The organism is Stenotrophomonas sp. NLF4-10 (assembly GCF_022359915.1).
GTDB classification, from domain to species: Bacteria; Pseudomonadota; Gammaproteobacteria; order Xanthomonadales; family Xanthomonadaceae; genus Stenotrophomonas; species Stenotrophomonas daejeonensis.
The window spans coordinates 576608-598876 of sequence record NZ_JAKSEE010000003.1; the positions used below are offsets into that span (position 1 = coordinate 576608).

Consider the following 22269-nt stretch of genomic DNA (forward strand, 5'->3'; position numbering starts at 1 on the left):
TTGAGCTTTCCCCAACCCCGAGGAAAGCACATGGAGAGCATGCCGTTCCACCCTCAGCCGCAGCCCGATACCGCCTGCGAGTCTCCGAACCGCAATGGCCTGCGGGTCCCCTTTGGTCTCCGTAACGGCCGGGTCTGGGCGCCGCGGGAAGTCGCTCCGGGCCTTGCCTGCGGCTGTGTCTGCCCGGCCTGCCATCAGCCGCTGATCGCCAAAGCCATCACCAGCACCAAGCGCGTCCCCCATTTCGCCCATGCGGTCGAGGTGGCCTGCGAGACCGGGGCCGAGTCCGGCATCCATATGCGGGCCAAGCAGGTGATCACCGACCGGATGCGCGTCGCGCTGCCGGCTTGGGGCGGCAATCTGCTCGACCGGCCCAATCCGCCCACCGGGCGCGACAACCTGCGCCGCCCCTACGAGGGGCGCCGGATCGACATCCCGGGTAGCGACGCCCCCTTGCTGAAGGTCCACCAAGAGTTCGTGATGGACGGCTTCATCCCCGACGTGCATGCCTTCGACGCCGACGGCGAGTTGCTGATCGAGATCCGCTACACCCATGCCGTCGACGACCAGAAGGAGGAGCGCGTCCGCGCCGGCGGGTACCGGATGTTCGAGATCGACCTGTCCGGCATGGATCGGGACACTCCCCACGACCCCGACGCCTTCGAGCGGCTGGTCCTGGACGAGCCCGCCAACCGCGCCTGGATCTGCTTCCCTGGCGCGGAAGCCGCCTGGGCCGAGTCCAAGCGCCTGCTGGACGAGCGGATTGAAGAGATCAACCGGCAGATCGAGGAAGATGCCCGGCGCGAGCAGCGGGAGGCCCGGCAGCGGCTTGAGGCGCTCCAGGCCGAGGCCAAGGACAAGGAGGGCCGCAGAGCGTACATGCGGCAGAAGCTCAGAACGCGGCACCTACCGGCGCTGGCTGAGTTGCCCGGGCGCGTCTCACCCGACCGGATCGCCAGCTTCACCGCCGATCTGGAAGCCCAAGCCGCCGACAGGATCGCCGAATTGCGTGAGGGGTTGCCGTCCGCGCTGGACCGGCTGTGCATGAAGCCGGACGAGGACGACTGGATCTACGGCGTCGCCCCCGCACTGTGGCGCCTCTGCCTGCTCCGCCACTACGTCCAGCGCCGCGAGCCGGGTGACCGGATCAACAACCGCGACGTCTTCCAGTGGATCAAGAGCAGCTTCCCGATCGACAGGGACCTCTACGGCCTATTCATTGCCCAATACGACGCTCGACGCGAGGCCCGCGAAGCCGGCTACCGGAAGCGCACGCTCGATTTCTGGGCCTTCACCGAGGAGGAGAACGGCTTGATCCCGAACTTCTACCTGCCGGTGAACCGCTTCATCGAACGCCTGGCCTGGCTTCACGTGCTGAAGCCAGTCCCCGGAGAGCTGGGGGGCTACGAAGTCGCTTCGCCCCCGGATCACGGGATGTTTCCTGACGCCGAAGTGGCCCCTGACTGAGGAAATTCCCCAGCACCGGATCCTGCATCCAAGCCGTCTTACCAAGCCGGAGCGCGCCAGTCGCACAAAATGGTGCGACTGTCTCGCCCGCTGCGACGGGCTCCACTACACTGTCTTTTCGCCGCCTTGAGGCCAATTTTCAGGCGTTGCCCGCCTCGTCCGAGGCAGCGACCGGCCGGCGAAAGTCTGGGGGAGTTTGCTGCACTGTCGTTCCTCCGATTCGCTGCGCAAGAACCGGAGCCCGTGCCGCAAGATGAACGCCGTAGAGATTGAGCAAGCCCTCTCCGACCTCGCCCTCCAGCCCTTTGATGGGACCGAGTTCCCCTTCCAGTTCCTGGCTGCCTTCGGCAACAAGGCGGTCACCATCGACCGCCTGCGCAAGGGCAACACCAACCATTCCGACGTGCCCGGCGGGGTGCTGCAGCGCAGCCACATCCACATCGCCGTGGCCGAGCAGGGGCAGGTCGGGCAGACCCTCGCCGCGCTCAAGGCCAGCCCCGGCACCGCCAAGGCAAAGGCCAAATTCGTCCTGGCCACCGACGGCACTACCCTGGAGGCCGAGGACCTGGCCACCGGGGACGCCATCGCCGCCGACTACCCCCAGTTCCCCGACCACTTCGGCTTCTTCCTGCCGCTGGCCGGCATCTCCACCATCAAGGAGATCAAAGACAACCCCATCGACGTGCGCGCCACCGGGCGCCTGAACAAGCTGTACGTCGAACTGCTAAACGAAAACCCCGAGTGGGCCTCCGCCGAGCGGCGCCCGGACATGAACAAGTTCATGGCCCGCTTGGTGTTCTCCTTCTTCGCCGAAGACACCGACATCTTTCCCGGCACCAGGCTGTTCACTGCCACCGTCGACCGGATGACCGAGCGTGACGGTGGCAACGTGCACGAGGTGCTGGAAACCGTCTTCCGCACCATGAACACCAAGACCGAGGAGCGCGCCGCCGCCGGCCTGCCGCGCTGGGCGATCGAGTTCCCCTACGTCAACGGCGGGCTGTTCTCCGGCAGCACCGAGGTGCCGAAGTTCACCCGTACCGCCCGGGCCTACCTGTACCAGGCGGGTCAACTGGACTGGAGGGAGATCAACCCCGACATCTTCGGCTCGATGATCCAGGCCGTGGCCGACGACGAAGAGCGCGGGGCCCTGGGCATGCACTACACCAGCGTGCCAAACATCCTGAAGGTGCTGAACCCGCTGTTCCTGGACGACCTGCGGGCGCAGCTGGAAGCGGCCGGCGAGAACAAGATCAAGCTGCTGAATCTGCGCAAGCGCATGGCGCGCATCCGCGTGTTCGACCCGGCTTGCGGCAGCGGCAATTTCCTGGTCATCGCCTACAAGCAGATGCGTGAAATCGAAGCCGAGATCAACCGGCGGCGCAACGAGAGCGATCTGGCGTCGGAAATCCCGATCAACAATTTCCGCGGGATCGAGCTGCGCGACTTCCCGGCTGAGATTGCGCGGCTGGCGCTGATCATCGCCGAGTACCAGTCAGACGTGCTGTACCGCGGGCAGAAGGAGGCGCTGAAGGACGTACTGCCGCTGGATAGCCAGAACTGGATCACGTGCGGGAATGCGTTGCGGCTGGACTGGCTGGCGATTTGTCCGCCGACTGGAAAGGGCGTGAAGCTGGTAGGCGACGACCTCTTCAACACGCCGCTGGACCAGCCTGAAATCGACTTCGAGAACGAAGGGGGAGAAACATATATCTGCGGCAATCCGCCGTATCTAGGCAATACATGGCAAACGGTTGAGCAGAAAGCGGAAATTCGCAGCGTAGTAGATGGGCGCACGAACTCCGCTGGATTCCTTGACTATGTGGCTGGTTGGTTCGTGAAGGCTGCCGATTACATTCAGCGCGCTGGCGGTGTGGCCGCGTTCGTCAGTACGAACTCAATATGCCAAGGGCAAATGGTTCCGATTCTCTGGCCGATCGTATACGGCACGGGCTGCGACATCCTATTCGCTTATACCTCATTCAAGTGGGCCAATCTTGCTAGCCATAATGCGGGCGTAACGGTGGCAATCGTCGGTATCGGCGTCAGCGCTGGTGCCTCGCGCTGCTTGTATGAGCATCAGGACGATGGCTCCGTAGATCTGCGAGAAGGCACTTCCATCACGCCGTACCTTACTCTGGGCGCTCCTATCATCGTCGAGAAGCGTAGTCGGCCGTTTCCCGGGTTGGCAATCATGGAGTTTGGCAACAAGCCTAGCGACGGTGGTCATCTTCTCCTGACTCGTGACGAACTGGGTGCACTAGGGTTGACAGAGGTGCAGCGCCAACGATTCATCCGGCGCATCTACGGATCTCAGGACTTCATCAATGCGGGTGAGCGCTATTGCATTTGGATTGACGATGAGCATTTGATGGAAGCGACTGCGATCCCTGCTTTGCATGAGCGGATCGAAAAGGTGCGCGATCTTCGCCTTGCAAGCCGAGATAAAGGCGCAAGAACGATACTTGCGAAGCGTCCTCATCAGATGAAGTTGATGCGTATAGGAAGGGAGCGCACGCTTGTCGTGCCGATTCACTCCTCCGAACGCAGACCGTATCTGCCTGTTGGGATCACGGACGACAAGAGTACGTTAACCAATGCGGCATATGGACTCTATGACGCACCTATTTGGAACTTAGCGCTGATTGCATCGCGCCTTCACTTGACATGGATTGGCACTGTTTGCGGAAAGATCAAGACAGATTTTCGTTACTCCAACACTATCGGATGGAATACCTTCCCGGTGCCCACCCTGACGGCGCAGAACCTGGCTGACCTGACGGCTTGCGCCCAGGAGATCCTACTCGCGCGCGAGGCACATTTCCCGGCCACCATCGCAGACCTCTACGACCCGGACGCCATGCCGGACGACCTGCGCCGGGCGCACGAAAGGAACGATGAGACGCTGGAACGCATCTACATCGGCCGTAGGTTCAAGAACGACACCGAGCGGCTGGAAAAGCTGTTCGACCTCTACACCAAGATGACGGCGAGCCCGGCCAAGCCGAAGAAGGGGAAGGCGAAATGACATCGGAAGGAACGAAGGCGATCCCGTCGGTTTCGATCGCGACCGCCCGCACAGGCGCGTCCAGCAAGCTCAACGAACTGGGCATGCGCCCCATGCAGGAGCGCGCCTACGCCAAGCGAGGCGAGCAGTACCTGCTGATCAAGTCGCCGCCGGCCTCGGGCAAGTCCCGCGCCTTGATGTTCATTGCCTTGGACAAGCTGCATAACCAGGGCATGAAGCAGGCCATCATCGTGGTCCCTGAGAAGTCCATCGGCGGCAGCTTCGCCGACGAGCCGTTGAGCGATCACGGGTTCTGGGCGGACTGGACCGTGCAGCCGCAGTGGAACCTGTGCAACGCGCCGGGAGACGACGAGGTCAAAGTCGACAGGAGCAAAGTGCGGGCGGTGGGCCGCTTCCTGGAAAGCGAAGACAGGGTGCTGGTCTGCACCCACGCCACCTTCCGCTTTGCGGTGGAGGAGTACGGCATCGCCGCCTTCAACGACCGGCTGATCGCGATCGACGAGTTCCACCACGTCAGCGCCAACCCGGACAACGTGCTCGGCAGCCAGCTCACCCAGCTGATCGGTGCCGGGTCGGCGCACATCGTGGCGATGACCGGTTCCTACTTCCGCGGCGACTCGGCCGCCGTGCTGGCGCCGCAGGACGAAAACCGCTTCGAGATGGTGACCTACACCTATTACGAGCAATTGAACGGCTACACCTGGTTGAAATCGCTGGAGATCGGCTACTACTTCTATTCAGGCCGCTATCTGGACGCGATCACCAAGGTGCTCGACCCGGCCCTCAAGACCATCGTCCACATCCCGAACGTGAACTCCCGCGAGAGCCTGCAGGACAAGTACCGGGAGGTGGAGGAGATCATGGAGGCCCTGGGCACCTGGAAGGGTGTCGATGGGGCGACCGGCTTCCACCTGGTCGAGCGGGCGGATGGAACTGTGCTGAAGGTCGCCGACCTGGTCGACGACAGTGACGCCACCCGGCGCTCGAAGGTGCTCGGTGCGCTGAAGGAGCCGGCGCAGAAGAACAACCGCGACCATGTGGACATCATCATCGCACTGGGTATGGCCAAGGAAGGGTTCGACTGGATCTGGTGCGAGCACGCCCTGACCATCGGCTATCGCAGCAGCCTGACCGAGATCGTCCAGATCATCGGTCGCGCCACCCGCGATGCACCAGGCAAGGAGCGGTCCCGCTTCACCAACTTGATTGCCGAGCCGGCCGCGGGCGAGGCGGAGGTGGTGGCCGCGGTGAACGACACCCTGAAAGCCATCGCCGCCAGCCTGTTGATGGAGCAGGTGCTGGCCCCGCGCTTCGAGTTCACGCCCAAGGACCAGGGCAAGCTGGAAGGCTTCGAGTACGAGGGTGGCTATGTGGAGGGCGGCAACAATATCGGCGTCAACGCCGCCACCGGTCAGGTGCACGTGGAGGTCGGTGGCCTGAGCATGCCGGAGTCGCAGGAGGCCACCCGGATCTGCAAGGAGGACCTCAACGAGGTCATCACCGCCTTCGTCCAGGACAAGTCGGCTCTGGAGCAGGGCCTGTTCAACGACCAGACCCTGCCGGAGGAGCTGACCCAGGTGCAGATGGGCAAGATCGTGCGCGATCGCTACCCGGATCTGAGCGACGCCGATCAGGAAGCCGTGCGCCAGCACGCCATCGCCGCCCTCAACATCACCCAGCAGGCCAAGCAGGCGCTGGCCGTGGCCGAGGAGAAGGGCGAGTACGCCAATACCGCGCTGATTGACGGGGTGCGCAAGTTCATCAACGTCCGCGACCTGGACATCGACCTGATCGACCGCATCAATCCGTTCGAGGCGGCGTACTCCGTGCTCGCCCGGGCCATGGACGAGAAGGTGCTGCGCCAGGTGCAGGCCAGTATCTCTGCCAAGCGGGTGAAGATTCCCATCGACGAGGCACGCAACCTGGCCCGCCGTGCGCTCGCCTTCAAGACCGAGAAGGGTCGCTTGCCCGACATCAATGCGGCCGACCCTTGGGAGAAGCGCATGGCCGAGGGCGTCGCCGCCCTCGCCCGCTATCAGGCCGAAGAGCGGGCCCGGGAGGCCGCCGGCAATGGCTGACATGAACGATGACGAGCTGCTGGACGCGCTGGGCGTTGAGGTCGCACCGGTCAAGGCTGCGGCCTACACCCGGCTGGAGGAGCGACTGATCGCGGGCTTCGAGGACATCCTGCGCTTCGTGGAGGCCAACGGCCGTGCGCCGCAGCATGGCGAGGACCGCGACATCTTCGAACGCCTGTATGCCGTGCGCCTGGACCGCCTGCGCGGCATGAGCGATGCGCGAGAGCTGCTGGCGCCGATGGATCCGGCAGGCTTGCTTGACGCCTCCGAATCGGCCGCGCCAGTCGATGCCGATGCGCTGGACGACGAAGCTCTGCTGGCAGAGCTGGGCGCCGATGAGCCGGCAGGTGAGGATGACATCACCCTGTTGCGCCATGTCCCCAGCCACGCCGAGCGCAAGGCGGCCGAGGAGATTGCCAATCGGACCCGCTGCGAGGACTTTGACAAGTTCAAGCCGCTGTTCGAGCGCGTGGAGCAGGAACTCAATGAGGGGCAGCGCAAGGCGCTGCGTTTCGGCCGGGATGCCAGCATCGACCTGGGCAACTTCTTCATCCTGGATGGGCAGATCGCCTATGTAGCCGAGGTGGGGGAGCGCACGCGCACGCCGAATGGAGAATCGAACGCTCGCCTGCGGGTGATCTTCTCCAATGAAACCGAGAGCAACTTGCTGGAGCGGTCCCTGCAGCGGGCCCTCTACAAGGACGAAACCGGTCGGCGGATTACCGATTCGGCGACTGGTCCGCTGTTCGGCGATGCGATGGAGCCGGACGACATCGTCTCCGGGACCATCTACGTGCTGCGTAGCAAGTCGACCGTGCCCTACATCGCCGAACACCGCGAACTGATCCACAAGATCGGCGTCACCGGGGGCAAGGTGGAAGCGCGGATCGCAAATGCAGCGAAGGACGCGACCTACCTGCTGGCAGACGTGGAAGTGGTCGCCACCTACAAGCTGTCCAACATCAACCGAACCAAGCTGGAGAACCTGTTCCACCGGATCTTCGGCCCGGCCCAGATCGATCTGACCATCGATGACCGCTTCGGCAACCCGGTGAAACCGCGCGAATGGTTCCTGGTGCCCCTGCCGGTGATCGACGAGGCGGTCAGCCGGATCAGGGATGGTTCGATTATCCAGTACGTATACGACCCGAAGGAGGCGTCGCTGGTGAGGGGAAAGCAGTGATGGTTGACCGCCCGGAGGCGATATGAGCGAGACCACGATTTGGGGAATCCATGCCGGGAAGACCGGCAATGCGGACGCGCTGTTTGGACCGCCCAAGGTTTCATAGACACTCATCGGCCGCTTTGCGCGTAGCGCCTTTCGAACTCTACCGGTGAGACGTCGCCGGCGGAACCATGGCGACGCACCGGGTTGTATAACATCTCGATGTAGTCGAACACGTCCGAGGTTGCGGCGGCCCGGGTCGGATAGATTCGCCGCTTGATCCGCTCCTTCTTCAGGACGCTGAAGAAGCTTTCGGCTACCGCATTGTCGTGGCAGTTTCCGCGACGGCTCATGCTGGGCACCATCCGGTGCACCTTGAGGAACGATTGCCAATCGCTGCTGGTGAACTGGCTGCCCTGGTCGGAATGAACCATGACGCCGGGACCCGGCTTGCGTCGCCAGGCGGCTGCGACCAGCGCCTGCAACACCAGGTCGCTGGTCATCGTCGGCGCCGTGGCCCAGCCCACGATCTGCCGCGAGTACAGGTCCATGACCGCTGCGAGGAACAACCAGCCCTCGTAGGTCCGGATGTAGGTGATGTCGGTGACCCAGACCTTGCTGGGGGCGTCGGGGGCGAACTCGCGAGCACGTTGTCGACCATGCCCACCGGGCCACCGCGATGGCGGGGCTTGCTGCCGTAACCAACCTGCGCACGCAGGCCCTCGACCTTCATCAGCCGCTGCACGCGGTGGCGGCTGCAGGTCTCGCCCGCTTCGCGCAGGTCCAGCGTGATCTTGCGGTGGCCGTACACGCCTCCGCTGGCCAGCCAGGAGTGCTTGATCAACCCAAGCAACCGTTGATTCTCACGCTCACGCAGGCTGGCCTATTGCCGAACCCAGGCGTAGTAGCCGCTCCGGTGCACGCCGAGCACCCGGCACATCGCCACCAGCCTGAACTCGCCGATGTGCGCACGCATGAACGCGTACTTCGCCCTTACCCCCTAGCAAAGTACGCGGCGGCTTTTTTTATTTCACCATGACTCCAGCACCGAACTTCGCTGGACTACGCCACAGCAAGATACATCAGGTTTATCAATAACTTAGGAGAGTTCATCATATGCCGGTGCTTTCTGAAACTTGACCCGGCTTCCACCCGCTTGGCTCCCAACAGGCTCCTGGAAACCGGGTCTTCCGAGGAGTCATCATGGCGAAAATCAAACTCACCAAATCCGCAGTCGATGCGGCACAAGCCCAGGCGCAGCCAGTCGAACTGCGCGATACCCTGGTTCCTGGCTTCCTGTGCAAGATCACCCCGGCAGGCCGCAAGGTATTCATGCTCCAGTACCGCACGAACGCCGGAGAGCGGCGCAAACCTGCCCTGGGTCTGTACGGGGAACTGACCGTCGAACAGGCTCGGTCGCTGGCGCAGGAGTGGCTGGCGCAAGTGCGCCGAGGTGGCGACCCTGCTGCAGAGAAGGCCGCAGCGCGTCAGGCACCCACGGTCAAGGAACTGTGCATCAAATTCATGGAGGACTACTCCAGCCAGCGCAACAAGCCGAGCACGCAGGAAGGCTACCAGAGCGTCATTGATCGCAACATCATCCCAATGCTTGGTCGCATGAAAGTGCAGGATCTGAAGCGGCCTGACGTGGCTTCAATGATGAAGAAGATGGCGCACAAGCCCGCTGATGCGAACCGCACGTTCAGCGTGATGCGCAAGATGTTCAACTTGGCCGAGGTATGGGGCTATCGCCCTGACGGCACCAACCCATGCCGCCATGTGCCTATGTACCCCAACGGCAAGGCGACTCACCTCATCAGCGACGAGGAGATGGGCAAGTTGTTTCGCTACCTCGGCCAGTTGGAGGTGGAAGGCCTGGAGCATGCTGTGATCCCGTTGGCCATCCGGCTGCAATTCGAGTTTGCCGCTCGCCTTTCTGAGATCGTCTCACTCCAATGGGATTGGATTGATCTGGAAAACCGGCGGGTGGTGTGGCCTGACAGCAAGACTGGCGGTATGTCCAAGCCCATGAGCGAAGAAGCCTATCGGCTTCTTTCGACGGCGGCTCGCAATGCTACGACGCCCCATGTATTACCGTCTCCGCGTCACCCTGATCGGCATTTGACCGACGGGGAGTATTACAACGGTTGGAGCCGCACTCTCAAAGCCGCTGGCGTGACGCATGTGGGTACGCACGGCATCCGTCACCGCTCGGCGACGGACATTGCCAATTCCGGCATCCCGGTGAAGGTCGGTATGGCTCTGACGGCGCACAAGACCGTGGCGATGTTCATGCGCTACGTCCACACCGAAGACAAGCCCGTGCGGGAGGCCGCCGAGTTGGTGGCGAACCGGCGCAAGGCGATCACAGGCGTATCCCACGCTGCGGAGGCAACAGCGTGACCGGCAACCATGCTCCCGCCTTGCCAGCCCCGACTGTCGTGTCGCTGTCACGACAATCGGGTGTGCCGCCCCTTGTGGAGCGGCCACACCACGCCATCTTGAAAAATATGCCCGTTACGGGTATAGTTTGGAGGTCGATATGACGCGCATCCTCAAGCGCAAGGACTTTGCGCGGTGGCAGTCGGGCGAGAAGCTGCCCGATGCCGCCTTGTGCAAGGCGGTTCAGGAGATGGAAAGCGGCCTGATCGACGCGGACTTGGGCGGCTTCCTCTACAAGAAGCGGGTAGCCCGCCCTGGTGGTGGCAAGAGCGGCGGCTATCGCACGTTGCTGTCGGCCAAGATTGGCAGCCGCTATGTGTTCTTGCATGGGTTCCCCAAGAGCGACAAGGCGAACATCACGCAGGACGAGAAGAAGGCGCTGCAATTCGCCGGCAAGGTGTTATTGGAGCTGCCTGCCGAAGCCTTGTCGAAGGCGTTGCAGTCGGGTGTTTTATTGGAGGTGCATTGTGAGCAAGATCATTGAATCGCTGCGCGGAGACCTAGCGGCGCTCCATGAAGCGGGCGCGATCAGTAAGGTGACGATGCGCGAGTTCGACGCGATTTGTCCGCCTCCGGTGCGGGAGTTCGGCGCTGCCGACATCAAGCGCTTGCGCGAAGGCTTGAAGTTCAGCCAGCCGGTGTTTGCGCTCCATCTGCATACGTCGGCATCGACCGTGCGCAAGTGGGAGCAAGGCGAAACCCATCCCACTGGCCCGGCACTCAAACTGCTGAACATCATTGCCGACAAGGGCTTGCAGGCCATCATTTGATGCCCACCGAGGGAGGCAGGTTTGGCGACGCGCATCGACCCTTTCAGCTCGCAACATCTTGAAGCCGCTTGCCGTGTGCTTGCAGATACCGAGCGGGGTCTGAGCGGAACGCAGATCGAGCGCTTGCTGCAAGAAATCGAGGTTGCTGACACATCGCCCGGCATCACCAAATGGAAGCGGTTGTTCAATGCGCTGGCTGGCGCGCAGAACCGGCACCAGATCGGGAACCATCTCATCATGTTCATCAATCGCGCGATGAATCCGGTGAACTACGCCCGCGACCCTGCGACGTTTTCCTGGCGGCGCAACGAACTCAATGTCGTTCTGGCCTTCTCTGGTTTCTACGTGCGCGAAGACGGCAAGGTCGGGCATGCCGACAAGGCCACGACGCTCGATGCCGCGCGCGCCCGTGCAGGACGACTCAAGGCCGCACTGGAAAGCCGCGTCGTTCATACGCAAGTGCTGAGCTACTGCCGCGCTGAGTTACTGGACGAAAACTACTTCCATGCCGTGTTTGAGGCAACGAAAGGCGTTGCAGAACGGATTCGCCTGCTATCAGGCCTGAACAGCGATGGCGCGGATCTGGTGAACAAAGCATTCGCGGGCCAGCAGCCTGTTCTCGCTTTGGGACCACTCGCCACCGAGTCCGAAAAAAGCGAGCAGAAAGGCTTTGCCAACCTGCTGATCGGACTGTTTGGTGCTGTGCGCAATCCGCTGGCCCATGCACCCAAGACGAATTGGCCCATGTCCGAACAGGACGCGCTGGACATCCTGACGCTGGTATCGCTGATTCACCGCAAGCTGGATGGCACCACGAAATTCGCTGCCGCATCGCAATAGGGGCAAGACAGGAATGGACGAGGCGATCGTTGTCTTCTCTCGACAAGGAATTTTCCAGACCACGATCGCCGCGCGCGACGTTCGCAGCCGGGAGCATGCACGCAAGCTTTGGCCTCTAGTGTCTCCCGGCGCATCGCGGCAGATGGTGACATGGGTTAGCCCTTCCGTTGAAAGTGGGAAACTGCGCCGGCGATCCCATTTCCGTGTGCTTCCGACCCAGCACGCCTTTAATCCCAAAGCGCACTTTAACGATGAAGAAGCCAGTCGGTGGCGCGCTGTCCAGGAAAGTCCCGAACACCGGCGGGCAAAAGAACTTGTCGCGGCCGAGCTCTCCCGGCGCTTGAGTGCCGGGCTTGCGATGCCCTGGGCGTTCAAGGATGCGGATGCGTCGGACTATCCGTTGGAAGGCAACTTGTTGCTGGGTGCCGACCAAGTGGCAACTGAGCATCCTCTGGAAACGCCATTCGGCAGCAAATTCCGGCTCGACGTTGCCGTGCTTGGGCCACCGGTTCAAGCCGAGCCGATGGTACTGGGTGGCGTTGAAATCGAACTCGGCCACGCCTTCGACGGGCGCAAGGCACTAATCGGGAAGTCGCTCGGATTTCCGCTGATTTCCATCGACATCACCGAAATGATGCTGGACGAACTTACGCCCGACTGGGCACAGCGGGTACTAACCGCAACCACGCGGAGCCACGAGCAAGGACGCCGGCAGACCTACATCTATATTCACGATCTGTTGTACCCCCTCTACGCGCAATTGCCAGCGTTTCTGGATGACGAGCAACGCCATCAGTTCCTTGTGTTCGCCGACGATCAGACCCTGAACAAGTTGGTGCGCTGGATGAACCTGCTCGCCGAAAAGCTGGAGTACTCGAAGGGTACGGTCGCCGTTGCACTGGTCAACGGCAAGAACGAGCAGTCGCGCAAGATGCTTGAACGCGCGGGGCAGGTCGTTGGCCCTGACTGGAGTGAGTTCAACGCCCAGCGATGCCTTCGGCTGACCCTGCCGCGCCCCAGAAGTCCGGCGGACCTCCAGGCCCATCGCTTCCACATGACGATGGCGCGCATCCTGCTGTCGCACACGGATGCGCTCGTTGGCTACAAGTATTGCAACGGCGTGGACAACAACCACCCCGAAGAGGACGTGTGGGTGGCACACCGCTGGATTGCCGATCTGAAAACCCATACCCAGCACCGTGTATTGCCGAAGCGGCTGGCAGAGCCGATCAACAGGTTGATCGCGGTGGTTTCAGATCTGCACCGCAATCATGTGGAAAGGGTTCACCCCCGTTTTCACGGACACTTACGAGAAGGCCGATCGAGGCCTGAGGAGTGTTCATGTCGAAGCGAAGGAAGTTCAGCGCCGAGTTCAAGCGCGGTGCTATTGAGCAGGCCAGCCAGCCGGGTGTGAGCTGTGCCCAAGTGGCTCGGGAGTTGGGGATCCGCGACACCCTGTTGACCCGCTGGAAGCGGGAAGCCCAGAGCCAGGGGGTGGTGGCTTTCGGCGGCAGCGGGACGCCCCGGGACGAAGAGCTGGCCCGCCTCAAGCGCGAGCTGGCCCGGGTGAGGAAGGAACGGGATTTTTTGCGAGAAGCGGCGACGTTCTTTGCCAAGGGATCATCCTGAGGTATCAGGTGATCGAACGTTGCCGCGACGCGTTTCCGGTTCGACTGATGTGCCGCTGCCTGAAGGTGTCGGCCAGCGGTTACTACGACTGGAGCCAGCGACTGCCCAGCGCCCGACAGCGCGACAACCAGCGCCTGGCCGCGCGAATCCGCGAGATGCACGAGGACAGCCGTGGCACTCTCGGCGCCGGTCGCATGCACGAAGACCTGGTCGATCAGGGCGAGTCGGCCAGCTTGAACCGCGTGGCGCGACTGATGGCGGCCGAGGGTTTGCAGGGCTGGCCGCGCCCGAAGCGGCGCGGTCAGCGCGGACGGCCGGCGCTCACGCCTCCGGGCGTGCGCAACCTGCTGGAGCGGGACTTCACCGCACTGGAGCCGGAGACCAAATGGGTCACCGACATCACTGAGATCAAAACAGGACAAGGCAAGCTGTATCTATGCATCGTGCTGGATTTGTTCGACCAGCGCGTGGTGGGTTGGTCGATGCACCACAGGCAGGACCGGCACATGGTGATCCGGGCGGTGCAGATGGCGGTATGGCAGCGGCAAGGCGCGGAGCCGGTGATCCTGCATTCCGATCGCGGCAGTCAATTCCGAAGCGGCGACTACCAGCGGTATCTGTCGAGAAACGGCCTGGTCTGTTCGATGAGCGCGGTGGGACACTGCGGCGACAACGCGGCCTGCGAAGGGTTTTTCGGCGTGCTCAAGCGCGAGCGGATCTACCGCACGAAGTACCTGACACTCGATGCAGCGAAGACTGATGTGTTCGAATACGTCGAGCGGTTCCATAACCCGAGGATGCGGCGAAGAGTCGCCAGGCGCGATCGGGAGTTCCAAGCTCTTTCACAACCGTCCGTGATTTCGGGGTAGAACCCCACTGCGTGGTTTGGCATTCGCCTTGGACCAAGCACTTTCGGAATCTTTGATGCTTTCCCGGATGAAGCGGGTCGGCAGGCCCATCTCTCCGGCAAGGTCGCAGCCGCGTTGATGGCAAAGGCAGGTGAGTTGTTCTCCGAGCCCCCGTCCATCGAGAACGTTGATGTACTTGCGGCAAAGCTACCTGGCTAGCAAGCCTAACAATTCATTCAAGCCGACGCCGCTTCGCGGCGCGGCTTAATTCCGGCGTTAGATTGCTATGACACATGATCCGCGCATTGAGCCCCTACTCGAATGGAATCGACTTGCGCGCGAGAACGCGGAGAACGCAATTGTTTCATCAATGCTCTCGGCAACATCGAGAGCCAGCGAGCCGATTGAAACCTTCACAACGTGGCTCCTAGTAGGCACTGCCGCGGTTGCATCTTTTCTTCTAGGCAACGCAGACAAACTAGTTCCCATACTTGGCGATCCGGGGTTTCGCTCGGTTGGCGCCGCCCTTTGTGTTTCATGCCTATTCGGCTTACTCTCAAAGGTTTTTGCGCTGCGCCACAAAATGGCCATGGAGACAGGTAAAGCCGTTGAAAAGACGTTCGGCGAGCATCTGGCCAAACACGAAGAAGAAGAGGATAAAATCCAAGAGAGCGCATCGGCCTGGGGCATTACACTTGAATCCGGCATCCGGATGGACCGCGTCCTCAAAGAGTTCCTTGCTCCAATGCCTTGGTGGATTCGCTGGACAGCCATGCGCTATCTCAAAAAGCATGGCAACAACCCGCAGGTTGGCCACATTTCACGTATCAAAAGCCTCACGATGCAGGGCACTTTTGCTTTCCTGCAAGCGATCTCGTTCCTGACCTTCCTTGCCGTGGGATTTCATGCAGCCGCAATCTAACAATTCATTCAAGCCGACGCCGCTTCGCGGCGCGGCTTAATTCAGGCGTTAGGCGCTGACCGCTGTTAGTCGCCGTTTGGGAGAAGAAGCGTGGGAAGTTTCAGCTTGTGGCACTGGCTCATCGTTCTCGTGATGGTAGGGGTGCCTGCCCTCATCGTCGCCGGGATCATCTGGCTTATCGTTCGCGCCAGCCGGGGTAGCAATCGCCAAGCGGTACAGCCGCGCATCCCTCCGATGAGCAACACAGAGGTCAGGCTTGCCGAGCTCGCCGCACTGTTGAGAGCCGGCCACATTACGCAGGAAGAGTACGAACGGCAGCGTGCTGCCGTGATCGCTAGTGTCTAGGCACGCGCCTAACAATTCGTCCAAGCCGACGCCGCTTCGCGGCGCGGCTTAACTCAGGTGTTAGCGCTCAAGATCATGCCCTTTCATCACGTCATCGCCAAAGTAGGTTCCGGGGACAAGCCGCGAGTACTGTTCGCTGATCTCAGCGTGGACGAGCTAAAGAGGCGCTTCATCCAGCCATACGAGAAAGGCGTGGCATTCTTCTCCGGCAACGACCTGATATCCCCGAGCGACCTTCGTTCTATTCAGATCATCCGCACTGACCGTCCTGACCAGACAGAGCGCGACGAAATCAATCGCAAGGATCGGGAGCACATCGACAGCCTCAATGATCCAGATTCAGGCATATTTTTCTTGAGCGTCGGCGGTGGCTACCAGCCTCAGGACATTGCGGAGGTAGGCATTGACCTCACGCATGACTTCATTAGGGGCCATCCAGGTTTCAAAGCAGGCAAATGGGAGCCTTCCATGAAAGCGCTAGCTTGGTTGGGAGGCATAGCCGCCACTGTCGTAGCTGCGGGCGCAGTTAAGTGGCTTGGCTGGGTTTGATCGCTAACAATTCATTCAAGCCGACGCCGCTCCGCGGCGCGGCTTAATTCAAGGCGTTAGACGTGCAGGGGAGTTCATGGATAATCTAATTACTTGGCCGGTCATTATTGCGGCGGGAGTGGCCTACTACTTCTTTAGGCGCAACAACGATGAAGCCGTGCTGAGCGATGTCTATTCGCTTCTTAGCCTGCAAGGCGAAATCGAGACTTCGCGTGGGAACATCGCCAAGTCAAAAGAGTTATATGACATGGCTAGCGCCCTCCATGACGCAAGGAGGTACGTTAAGTATCAGAACTCACGCCCTCCAGAAAAACCAACGGGAACGATACTGCTACTCGGATCACTCACCAGCCCGTATTTCCTTGAAGAACTGTATCGGCATAAGCCAGGTGGACAAGGCGCTGCATATGAAGCGCTTATGCGCTTATGGGGAAAACTTGAAAAATGCTATAAACAAACGTAGGCCGCTTGCAGCACGTCTAACAATTCATTCAAGCCGACGCCGCTTCGCGGCGCGGCTTAATTCAGGCGTTAGGTGTCACATGGAGAGTTCAAAGCACATGCAGTCCAATATTCGCCGCGAAACCGTGCTGAACCGTGTCGTTCCGCTAATGCTGCTCGGTTTCGGTGCTCTGCACCTTGTGGACTGGGCTTACGGGCACTTCACCGATCCGTGGAAGCTGGTCAATGGGGTCGGCCTGCTGCTCATGGGCGGCGCGCACTTTGCGGCGAACCGCCTGGGAGTAGCGAACGCCCTTGGGCGGGGTCGCACTCTGCTACTTGTGCTCGGCGTAGTGGGTTTTACGCTGGCGGTATCGGCCATGGTGCATTCCTGGCTGTGACACCTAACAATTCGTCCAAGCCGACGCCGCTTCGCGGCGCGGCTTAACTCAGGTGTTAGACGCTGGAAGATCGTCTCCCGGTAAGCATGCTTCAATTAAGCTTATTCGACTGCACAGCCAAAAAATGTATTGAATAACCACAAAAACACATCAACTAATAATGGAATTTTTATATGCAAAATCACATAAAATTAGCAGCCCAGGTTAATATTATTTTTGGCTGGATTGGCATTGGATTGTCCATACTCGCCGGCATATCGATTTTTATATTATTTATTGCGTCCGGAGGTAGTCTAAAAGATTTAACAGCAGGAGATACTTCCGGCAGTTGGGTCAGGACACTAGGCTTATTGCTGCTTGTACTGGGATCACTGCAACTTATTTTCTCAGTAACCCAACTTTCAGGCGGGAGAAAATTGCTTGCGGGCGAAAAGGGCATGACCGGGTTAATGATAGTCAGCCTCATCTCACTACTCGCATTTCCAATAGGAACAATTATCGGCGCATACACCATTTGGGTTATCTCCGCATGTAGAGATTTGCTGATAGATCCATCGACAATTAAACATCCCCATGCAGAGCAGATGGCACAAGAGGGAATTATCTACAACGGTCGATATTATGCCGTCGGCGAAATTCACTTTGACAAACTAGACGACGCTTTCGCTTACGCCCGCCAGCTCAAGCAGCGGAATATAAGCGTCTAACAATTCATTCAAGCCGACGCCGCCTCGCGGCGCGGCTTAATTCAGGCGTTAGGGCGCACAACCAGCACTCCTGGAACCCATATGAAAGTCAAACGAATTATCGCCAATATTTCCACGTCCGAACCATCTGCGGTGGATGACTTCTATCGGGCTATTCTTGGCCTTGAGCTTGTCATGGATCATGGCTGGATTCGCACATATGCTGGCTCCGCCAAAATGGCGGTACAGGTCAGCTTCGCAAGCGAAGGTGGCTCCGATACGCCAGTACCCGATCTATCCATTGAGGTAGACGATCTTGATGAAGCATTACGCCGTGTCAAGAAAGCCAAGATTCCTTTGGAGTACGGCCCTACCAATGAGCCGTGGGGCGTTCGCCGGTTCTATGTCAAAGACCCGCTCGGCAAGCTAGTCAATATTCTTCAGCATGAGTAGCCGAGTGCGCCCTAACAATTCATTCAAGCCGACGCCGCTTCGCGGCGCGGCTTAATTCAGGCGTTAGGCCGCACAAGGAACCACGATGAACTTTACAGCAGTCCTTTTTGCCATCGCCGGCCTCATCGTTGCTGGCTTCTATGCAATTGAATCATTCTTGTTTTTCCAAGCAAACGGCTTTGCCACTCCGCTGGTCGTAAAGCTGCTCATCTGCGGTATTGGCATTTACTTCTTTCTGCGTAACGTCAAGCGCATCAAGAAGCCAGGTTCCGGTTCGCCGCCAACCACTGCGGCCTAACGATTCGTTCAAGCCGACGCAGCTTCGCGACCCTGCCTAATTCAAGTACTGGCACCACAACAGGAAGGATATGGTGAAATTCATCTCTCTACGTGTTCGCAATGGCCTTACCATCCACGGGTACACTGATGACAATATCGAGATCGTTGAAGAGCACGATGACCAGGAGTTCGTCGAGAAACTCATCTCGTTGAGCCGCATCCAGTCCGCCACCGAGAAATATTTGCTGGTCACGTCGTCCCACGATCGCGTCATGTACTGGGAGTACGACATGACGCTCAGTCAGCTCACTGACAAGCTTGCCCGGGCCGGCTTTGTTGTGGCCTGACAATTCATTCAGGCCGATGCCGCTTCGTGGCGTGGCTTATTCCAGGCACCAGGCCCAATCCAGATGACATTTACAGCCGCAGCATTGATGGCAAGGTACAACCGCTGGATGAACGAGCGGATGTACGAGGCTGCGCGCAACCTCTCGGGGAAGAGCTTGCAAGAGACCGTGGAGCATTCTTCGGATCAATATTGCAGACCCTCAACCACATCGCTGTCGCCGATACCATCTGGCTGCACAGGTTCTCGCAACACCCCGATGCATCGGGATTGCGGGAGAGTCTGGCGGCATTCCCTCGTCCGGATTCGCTGCGGCAAGAACTGGCCGGTTCTCTGCGCGATCTGCAGCACTACCGGGAAAGGCTGGACATGGTGATCCTGGACTGGTCTGAAACCCTTGCTTCGGAGCAAATGGCATCCACGCTGGTGTACCACAACATGGCTGGGCAATCCTTTTCCAGGAACTTCGGCCACCTGGTCCAGCACTTCTTCAACCACCAGACACATCACCGGGGGCAGGCCAGCACGCTGCTGTTTCAAGCAGGCGTGGACATCGGAATTACGGACTTGCTTGCCGTAATCCCCCGTGAGGCCTGACGGTTCAAGCCGGCGCCGCTTCACGGGGCCGCTTGATCCATGCGCCGGGCCTCGCACCCGGCAGTTCATCCAAGCCGGTACCGGTGCGGCCTGGCCCGCGTACAGGGCATCGCCTGGCCAAGCCGACGATTGCCTCCCCTGCCGGGCTCGCGGCTTGGCAGCTCGGCCACGCACACCGCCAGCCGCCCCTTGCCGACTGCGCCGGCACCTGCGCGCACGCGGCCGGCGGCCCCGGAATTGGAAGATCGCGGCAGGGTCGGTGAAAATGGCGGCTTCCAGCTGCCGCCAGGCCGTCACCGGCCCCTAGCCAAGAGTCTTCGCATGAACACAGAAACCACCCCCACCCTTCCGCCGCGCGAGGCGATGGAGTTCGACGTGGTGATCGTCGGCGCCGGCCCGGCCGGGCTGGCCACCGCCATCCGCCTGCGCCAGCTGGCCGTGGAGAAGGGGCAGGAGCTGTCGGTGTGCGTGCTGGAGAAAGGCTCCGAGCCGGGTGCGCACATCCTGTCCGGCGCGATCATGGACCCACGCGCGCTCGGCGAACTGTTCCCGGACTGGGCCGAGCGCGGCGCGCCATTGAAGCAGGCCGTCACCCGCGACGAATTCCTGTTCCTGAGCGAAACCGGCGCCAGGAGCACCCCGAATGTCCTGCTGCCCGGCTGCTTCCACAACAAGGGCAACTTCATCGTCAGCCTCGGCGAAGTGACCCGCTGGCTGGCGCAGCAGGCCGAGGCGCTGGAGGTGGCGATCTTCCCGGGCTTCGCCGCCGCCGAGGTGCTGTACGACGACAACGGCGCGGTGATGGGCGTGGCCACCGGCGACATGGGCATCCACAAGGATGGCACCCCGGGCCCGAATTTCGAGCGCGGCATGGAGCTGCACGCCAAGTACACCATCTTCGCCGAGGGCTCGCGCGGCCACCTCGGCCGCCAGCTGATCGAACGCTACAAGCTGGATGAGGGCAAGGACCCGCAGGCCTACGGCATCGGCATCAAGGAGCTGTGGCAGATCGACCCGGCCAGGCACGAGCCGGGGCTGGTGGTGCATACCTCCGGCTGGCCGCTGGACAGCGACACCTACGGCGGCTCGTTCCTGTACCACGCCGAAGGCGGCAAGGTCGCCATCGGCTTCGTCGTCGGGCTGGACTACAGCAACCCGTGGCTGAGTCCGTTCGAGGAGTTCCAGCGCTTCAAGACCCATCCGGCGATCCGCAGGCACCTGGAGGGCGGCAAGCGCATCGCCTATGGCGCGCGTGCCATCACCGCCGGCGGCATCCTGTCGCTGCCCAGGACCGTGTTCCCGGGCGGCGCGCTGGTCGGCTGCGAGGCCGGCTACCTCAATGCCTCGCGGATCAAGGGCAGCCACGCCGCGATCAAGACCGGCATGCTGGCCGCCGAGGCCGCGTTCGACGCGCTGGCCGCCGGCCGCCAGCGCGACGAGCTGGGCGCATACCCGCAGGCATTCGAGAACAGCTGGCTCAAGGCCGAGCTGCTGCAGTCGAAGAACTTCAAGCAGTGGTTCAAGAAGGGCAGCAAGATCGCCACGCTGATGACCGGCATCGAGCAATGGCTGCTGCCGAAGCTGGGCATCCGCAACCCGCCGTGGACCCTCCACCACAGCAAGGCCGACCACGAATGCCTGGAACCGGCGAGCGAGCACGCCAGAATCGACTATCCCAAGCCTGATGGCGTGCTGAGCTTCGATCGGCTCAGCTCGGTGTTCCTGTCCTCGACCAACCATGAAGAGGACCAGCCCAGCCATCTCACGCTGAAGGACCCGAGCGTACCGGTGCGGATCAACCTGCCCGAATATGCCGGCCCGGAGGCGCGCTACTGCCCGGCAGGTGTCTACGAGTTCGTCGGCGAAGGCAGCGACACCCGCCTGCAGATCAACGCGCAGAACTGCGTGCACTGCAAGACCTGCGACATCAAGGACCCCACCCAGAACATCGTGTGGGTGACGCCGCAGGGGGGTGGCGGGCCGAATTATCCGGCGATGTGATCGCCACGCGCACCGGCGGTGGCATTGCTGCCGCTGGAGTGTGCCGCGCCGCCTTCCGATGTGGCCGCGAAGGCTTCGACCAGATGATCGATCATCACCCGCACCTTGGCCGGCGGACGCCGGTCCGGCGGGTACAGCACGTGGATGCCGCCCAGCTCCACCGGCGGTTTGTCCAGTTCCAGCATTACCAGTTCGCCACGGGCCAGCGCGGCGCGGACGATGAACTCGGGCTGGTAGATGATGCCCTGGTCGCGCACCGCGGCCGCCACCAGCGCATCGCCATTGTTGGCCAGCAGGTTGCCGCCGACCGGCACGCGCAACTCACCACTGGCGCCAAAGCGCCAGCTGTCCCGGCCCTGCGTGCCCGAAAGCGTGTAGCCCAGGCAGTTGTGCTGGATCAGCTCGGCCACGCGCCGCGGCACCCCGCGCCGGTCCAGGTAGCCGGGCGAGGCGCAGACCCGCATCGGGCTGTCGCCCAGCTTGCGCGCCTGCAGCGGGCTGTCGGCGAGACGGCCGATGCGGATGGCCAGGTCCCAGTTGCCGGCGACGAGGTCGAGCCCGGCATCGCTCAGGCCCAGCTCCACCGTCACTTCCGGGTGGCGCTGGCTGAAGGCCGGCATCAGCGGCGCGACGAAGCAATGGCCGAACGACAGCGGCACGTTCATCCGCAGCAGGCCACTGGCCTTGACCCGCCGCGAGGCGGCCGCGGCATCGGCCTCGTCGATCTCCGGCAGGATCCGCCGGCAGGCTTCCAGGTAGTCGTTGCCGGCCTCGGTCAGCGCCAGCCGCCGGGTGCTGCGGTGGAACAGCTTCACCCCCAGCCGCGCCTCCAGCGCATTGACGTGCTTGGTCGCCATCGCCGGCGACATGCCGAGGTGGCGCGCGGCCGCCGAGAGGCTGCCATCGGTGGCGGCACGCACGAACACGCGCATGCTGGTGATCCGGTCCATACCGGCAATCTAACACCCGTGGTGTCAAGTGT

Annotated in this window: 21 protein-coding genes and 2 pseudogenes; 21 read left to right on the forward strand and 2 right to left on the reverse strand. The window is 61.4% G+C overall.

Features of this window, described 5'->3' with window-relative positions; translation table 11 throughout:
• The first annotated feature begins 30 nt into the window (after positions 1 to 30).
• The 4 genes from MIC98_RS02655 to MIC98_RS02670 all read left to right on the forward strand — a co-directional run bounded on the left by MIC98_RS02655 (position 31) and on the right by MIC98_RS02670 (position 7756).
• Positions 31 to 1467 (forward strand): competence protein CoiA family protein, encoded by a 1437-nt coding sequence (locus tag MIC98_RS02655; protein WP_239735261.1) that lies wholly within the window; start codon positions 31 to 33, stop codon positions 1465 to 1467.
• Between the two features lie 253 nt (positions 1468 to 1720).
• Positions 1721 to 4495 (forward strand): DNA methyltransferase, encoded by a 2775-nt coding sequence (locus MIC98_RS02660; protein ID WP_239735263.1) that lies wholly within the window; start codon positions 1721 to 1723, stop codon positions 4493 to 4495.
• Complete coding sequence (locus tag MIC98_RS02665) at positions 4492 to 6573, forward strand: DEAD/DEAH box helicase (RefSeq protein WP_239735265.1); 2082 nt, start codon at positions 4492 to 4494, stop codon at positions 6571 to 6573. The genes MIC98_RS02660 and MIC98_RS02665 overlap by 4 nt, the downstream gene beginning before the upstream one ends.
• A complete protein-coding gene (locus MIC98_RS02670; RefSeq protein WP_239735267.1) occupies positions 6566 to 7756 on the forward strand; it encodes a GIY-YIG nuclease family protein in 1191 nt (396 codons plus the stop codon). Before MIC98_RS02665 ends, MIC98_RS02670 begins: the two co-directional genes overlap by 8 nt.
• Before the next feature lie 110 nt (positions 7757 to 7866).
• On the opposite strand, the pseudogene MIC98_RS02675 reads toward MIC98_RS02670, so the two are convergent.
• Positions 7867 to 8765 (reverse strand): annotated as a pseudogene (locus tag MIC98_RS02675) (IS3 family transposase); the annotation flags it as partial.
• A gap of 176 nt (positions 8766 to 8941) precedes the next feature.
• On the opposite strand from MIC98_RS02675, the gene MIC98_RS02680 reads away from it, so the two are divergent.
• The 17 genes and pseudogenes from MIC98_RS02680 to MIC98_RS02760 all read left to right on the forward strand — a co-directional run bounded on the left by MIC98_RS02680 (position 8942) and on the right by MIC98_RS02760 (position 21287).
• The gene (locus tag MIC98_RS02680; protein ID WP_198497793.1) at positions 8942 to 10141 is read left to right on the forward strand and encodes a site-specific integrase; all 1200 of its coding nucleotides are present in this window, start codon (positions 8942 to 8944) and stop codon (positions 10139 to 10141) included.
• 139 nt (positions 10142 to 10280) lie between these two features.
• Entirely contained in the window at positions 10281 to 10664 is a 384-nt protein-coding gene (locus tag MIC98_RS02685; RefSeq protein WP_198497792.1) for a type II toxin-antitoxin system RelE/ParE family toxin, read from the forward strand.
• Positions 10648 to 10950 (forward strand): DNA-binding transcriptional regulator, encoded by a 303-nt coding sequence (locus tag MIC98_RS02690; RefSeq protein WP_124084165.1) that lies wholly within the window; start codon positions 10648 to 10650, stop codon positions 10948 to 10950. Before MIC98_RS02685 ends, MIC98_RS02690 begins: the two co-directional genes overlap by 17 nt.
• Positions 10951 to 10971: 21 nt before the next feature.
• Positions 10972 to 11790 carry a TIGR02391 family protein gene (locus MIC98_RS02695; RefSeq protein WP_198497791.1) on the forward strand — a complete coding sequence of 273 codons (819 nt, stop codon included), beginning with the start codon at positions 10972 to 10974 and terminating at the stop codon, positions 11788 to 11790.
• 13 nt (positions 11791 to 11803) lie between these two features.
• Complete coding sequence (locus MIC98_RS02700; protein ID WP_239735270.1) at positions 11804 to 13204, forward strand: hypothetical protein; 1401 nt, start codon at positions 11804 to 11806, stop codon at positions 13202 to 13204.
• Positions 13132 to 14288, forward strand: a protein-coding gene (locus tag MIC98_RS02705) for an IS3 family transposase (protein ID WP_239734866.1) whose coding sequence is annotated in 2 segments (ribosomal slippage) — positions 13132 to 13372 and positions 13372 to 14288 — 1158 coding nt in all. Because the reading frame shifts where the segments join, the coding sequence is not laid out codon by codon here. Before MIC98_RS02700 ends, MIC98_RS02705 begins: the two co-directional genes overlap by 73 nt.
• A gap of 6 nt (positions 14289 to 14294) precedes the next feature.
• Positions 14295 to 14486 (forward strand): annotated as a pseudogene (locus MIC98_RS02710) (antibiotic biosynthesis monooxygenase); the annotation flags it as partial.
• Positions 14487 to 14553: 67 nt separating this feature from the next.
• Positions 14554 to 15189 (forward strand): hypothetical protein, encoded by a 636-nt coding sequence (locus MIC98_RS02715; RefSeq protein WP_239735272.1) that lies wholly within the window; start codon positions 14554 to 14556, stop codon positions 15187 to 15189.
• A 402-nt stretch (positions 15190 to 15591) separates the two neighbouring features.
• Complete coding sequence (locus tag MIC98_RS02720) at positions 15592 to 16083, forward strand: hypothetical protein (RefSeq protein WP_239735274.1); 492 nt, start codon at positions 15592 to 15594, stop codon at positions 16081 to 16083.
• Positions 16084 to 16159: 76 nt separating this feature from the next.
• Positions 16160 to 16546 (forward strand): hypothetical protein, encoded by a 387-nt coding sequence (locus MIC98_RS02725; RefSeq protein ID WP_239735276.1) that lies wholly within the window; start codon positions 16160 to 16162, stop codon positions 16544 to 16546.
• A 97-nt stretch (positions 16547 to 16643) separates the two neighbouring features.
• Positions 16644 to 16925 carry a hypothetical protein gene (locus tag MIC98_RS02730; RefSeq protein ID WP_239735278.1) on the forward strand — a complete coding sequence of 94 codons (282 nt, stop codon included), beginning with the start codon at positions 16644 to 16646 and terminating at the stop codon, positions 16923 to 16925.
• 173 nt (positions 16926 to 17098) lie between these two features.
• Positions 17099 to 17632: a hypothetical protein gene (locus tag MIC98_RS02735; protein WP_239735279.1), complete on the forward strand. Its 534-nt coding sequence runs from the start codon at positions 17099 to 17101 to the stop codon at positions 17630 to 17632.
• Between the two features lie 81 nt (positions 17633 to 17713).
• Entirely contained in the window at positions 17714 to 18064 is a 351-nt protein-coding gene (locus MIC98_RS02740; protein WP_239735286.1) for a VOC family protein, read from the forward strand.
• 85 nt (positions 18065 to 18149) lie between these two features.
• A complete protein-coding gene (locus tag MIC98_RS02745) occupies positions 18150 to 18362 on the forward strand; it encodes a hypothetical protein (protein WP_239735288.1) in 213 nt (70 codons plus the stop codon).
• A gap of 73 nt (positions 18363 to 18435) precedes the next feature.
• On the forward strand, positions 18436 to 18690 hold the full coding sequence (locus MIC98_RS02750) for a hypothetical protein (protein WP_239735297.1): 255 nt from the start codon (positions 18436 to 18438) through the stop codon (positions 18688 to 18690).
• A gap of 26 nt (positions 18691 to 18716) precedes the next feature.
• On the forward strand, positions 18717 to 19286 hold the full coding sequence (locus MIC98_RS02755) for a DinB family protein (RefSeq protein WP_239735299.1): 570 nt from the start codon (positions 18717 to 18719) through the stop codon (positions 19284 to 19286).
• 321 nt (positions 19287 to 19607) lie between these two features.
• Positions 19608 to 21287 carry an electron transfer flavoprotein-ubiquinone oxidoreductase gene (locus MIC98_RS02760; protein ID WP_239735302.1) on the forward strand — a complete coding sequence of 560 codons (1680 nt, stop codon included), beginning with the start codon at positions 19608 to 19610 and terminating at the stop codon, positions 21285 to 21287.
• Here the strand turns inward: MIC98_RS02760 and MIC98_RS02765 are convergent.
• On the reverse strand, positions 21272 to 22237 hold the full coding sequence (locus MIC98_RS02765) for a LysR family transcriptional regulator (protein WP_239735304.1): 966 nt from the start codon (positions 22235 to 22237) through the stop codon (positions 21272 to 21274). The two genes, MIC98_RS02760 and MIC98_RS02765, sit on opposite strands and share 16 nt — an antisense overlap.
• Positions 22238 to 22269 lie beyond the last annotated feature (32 nt).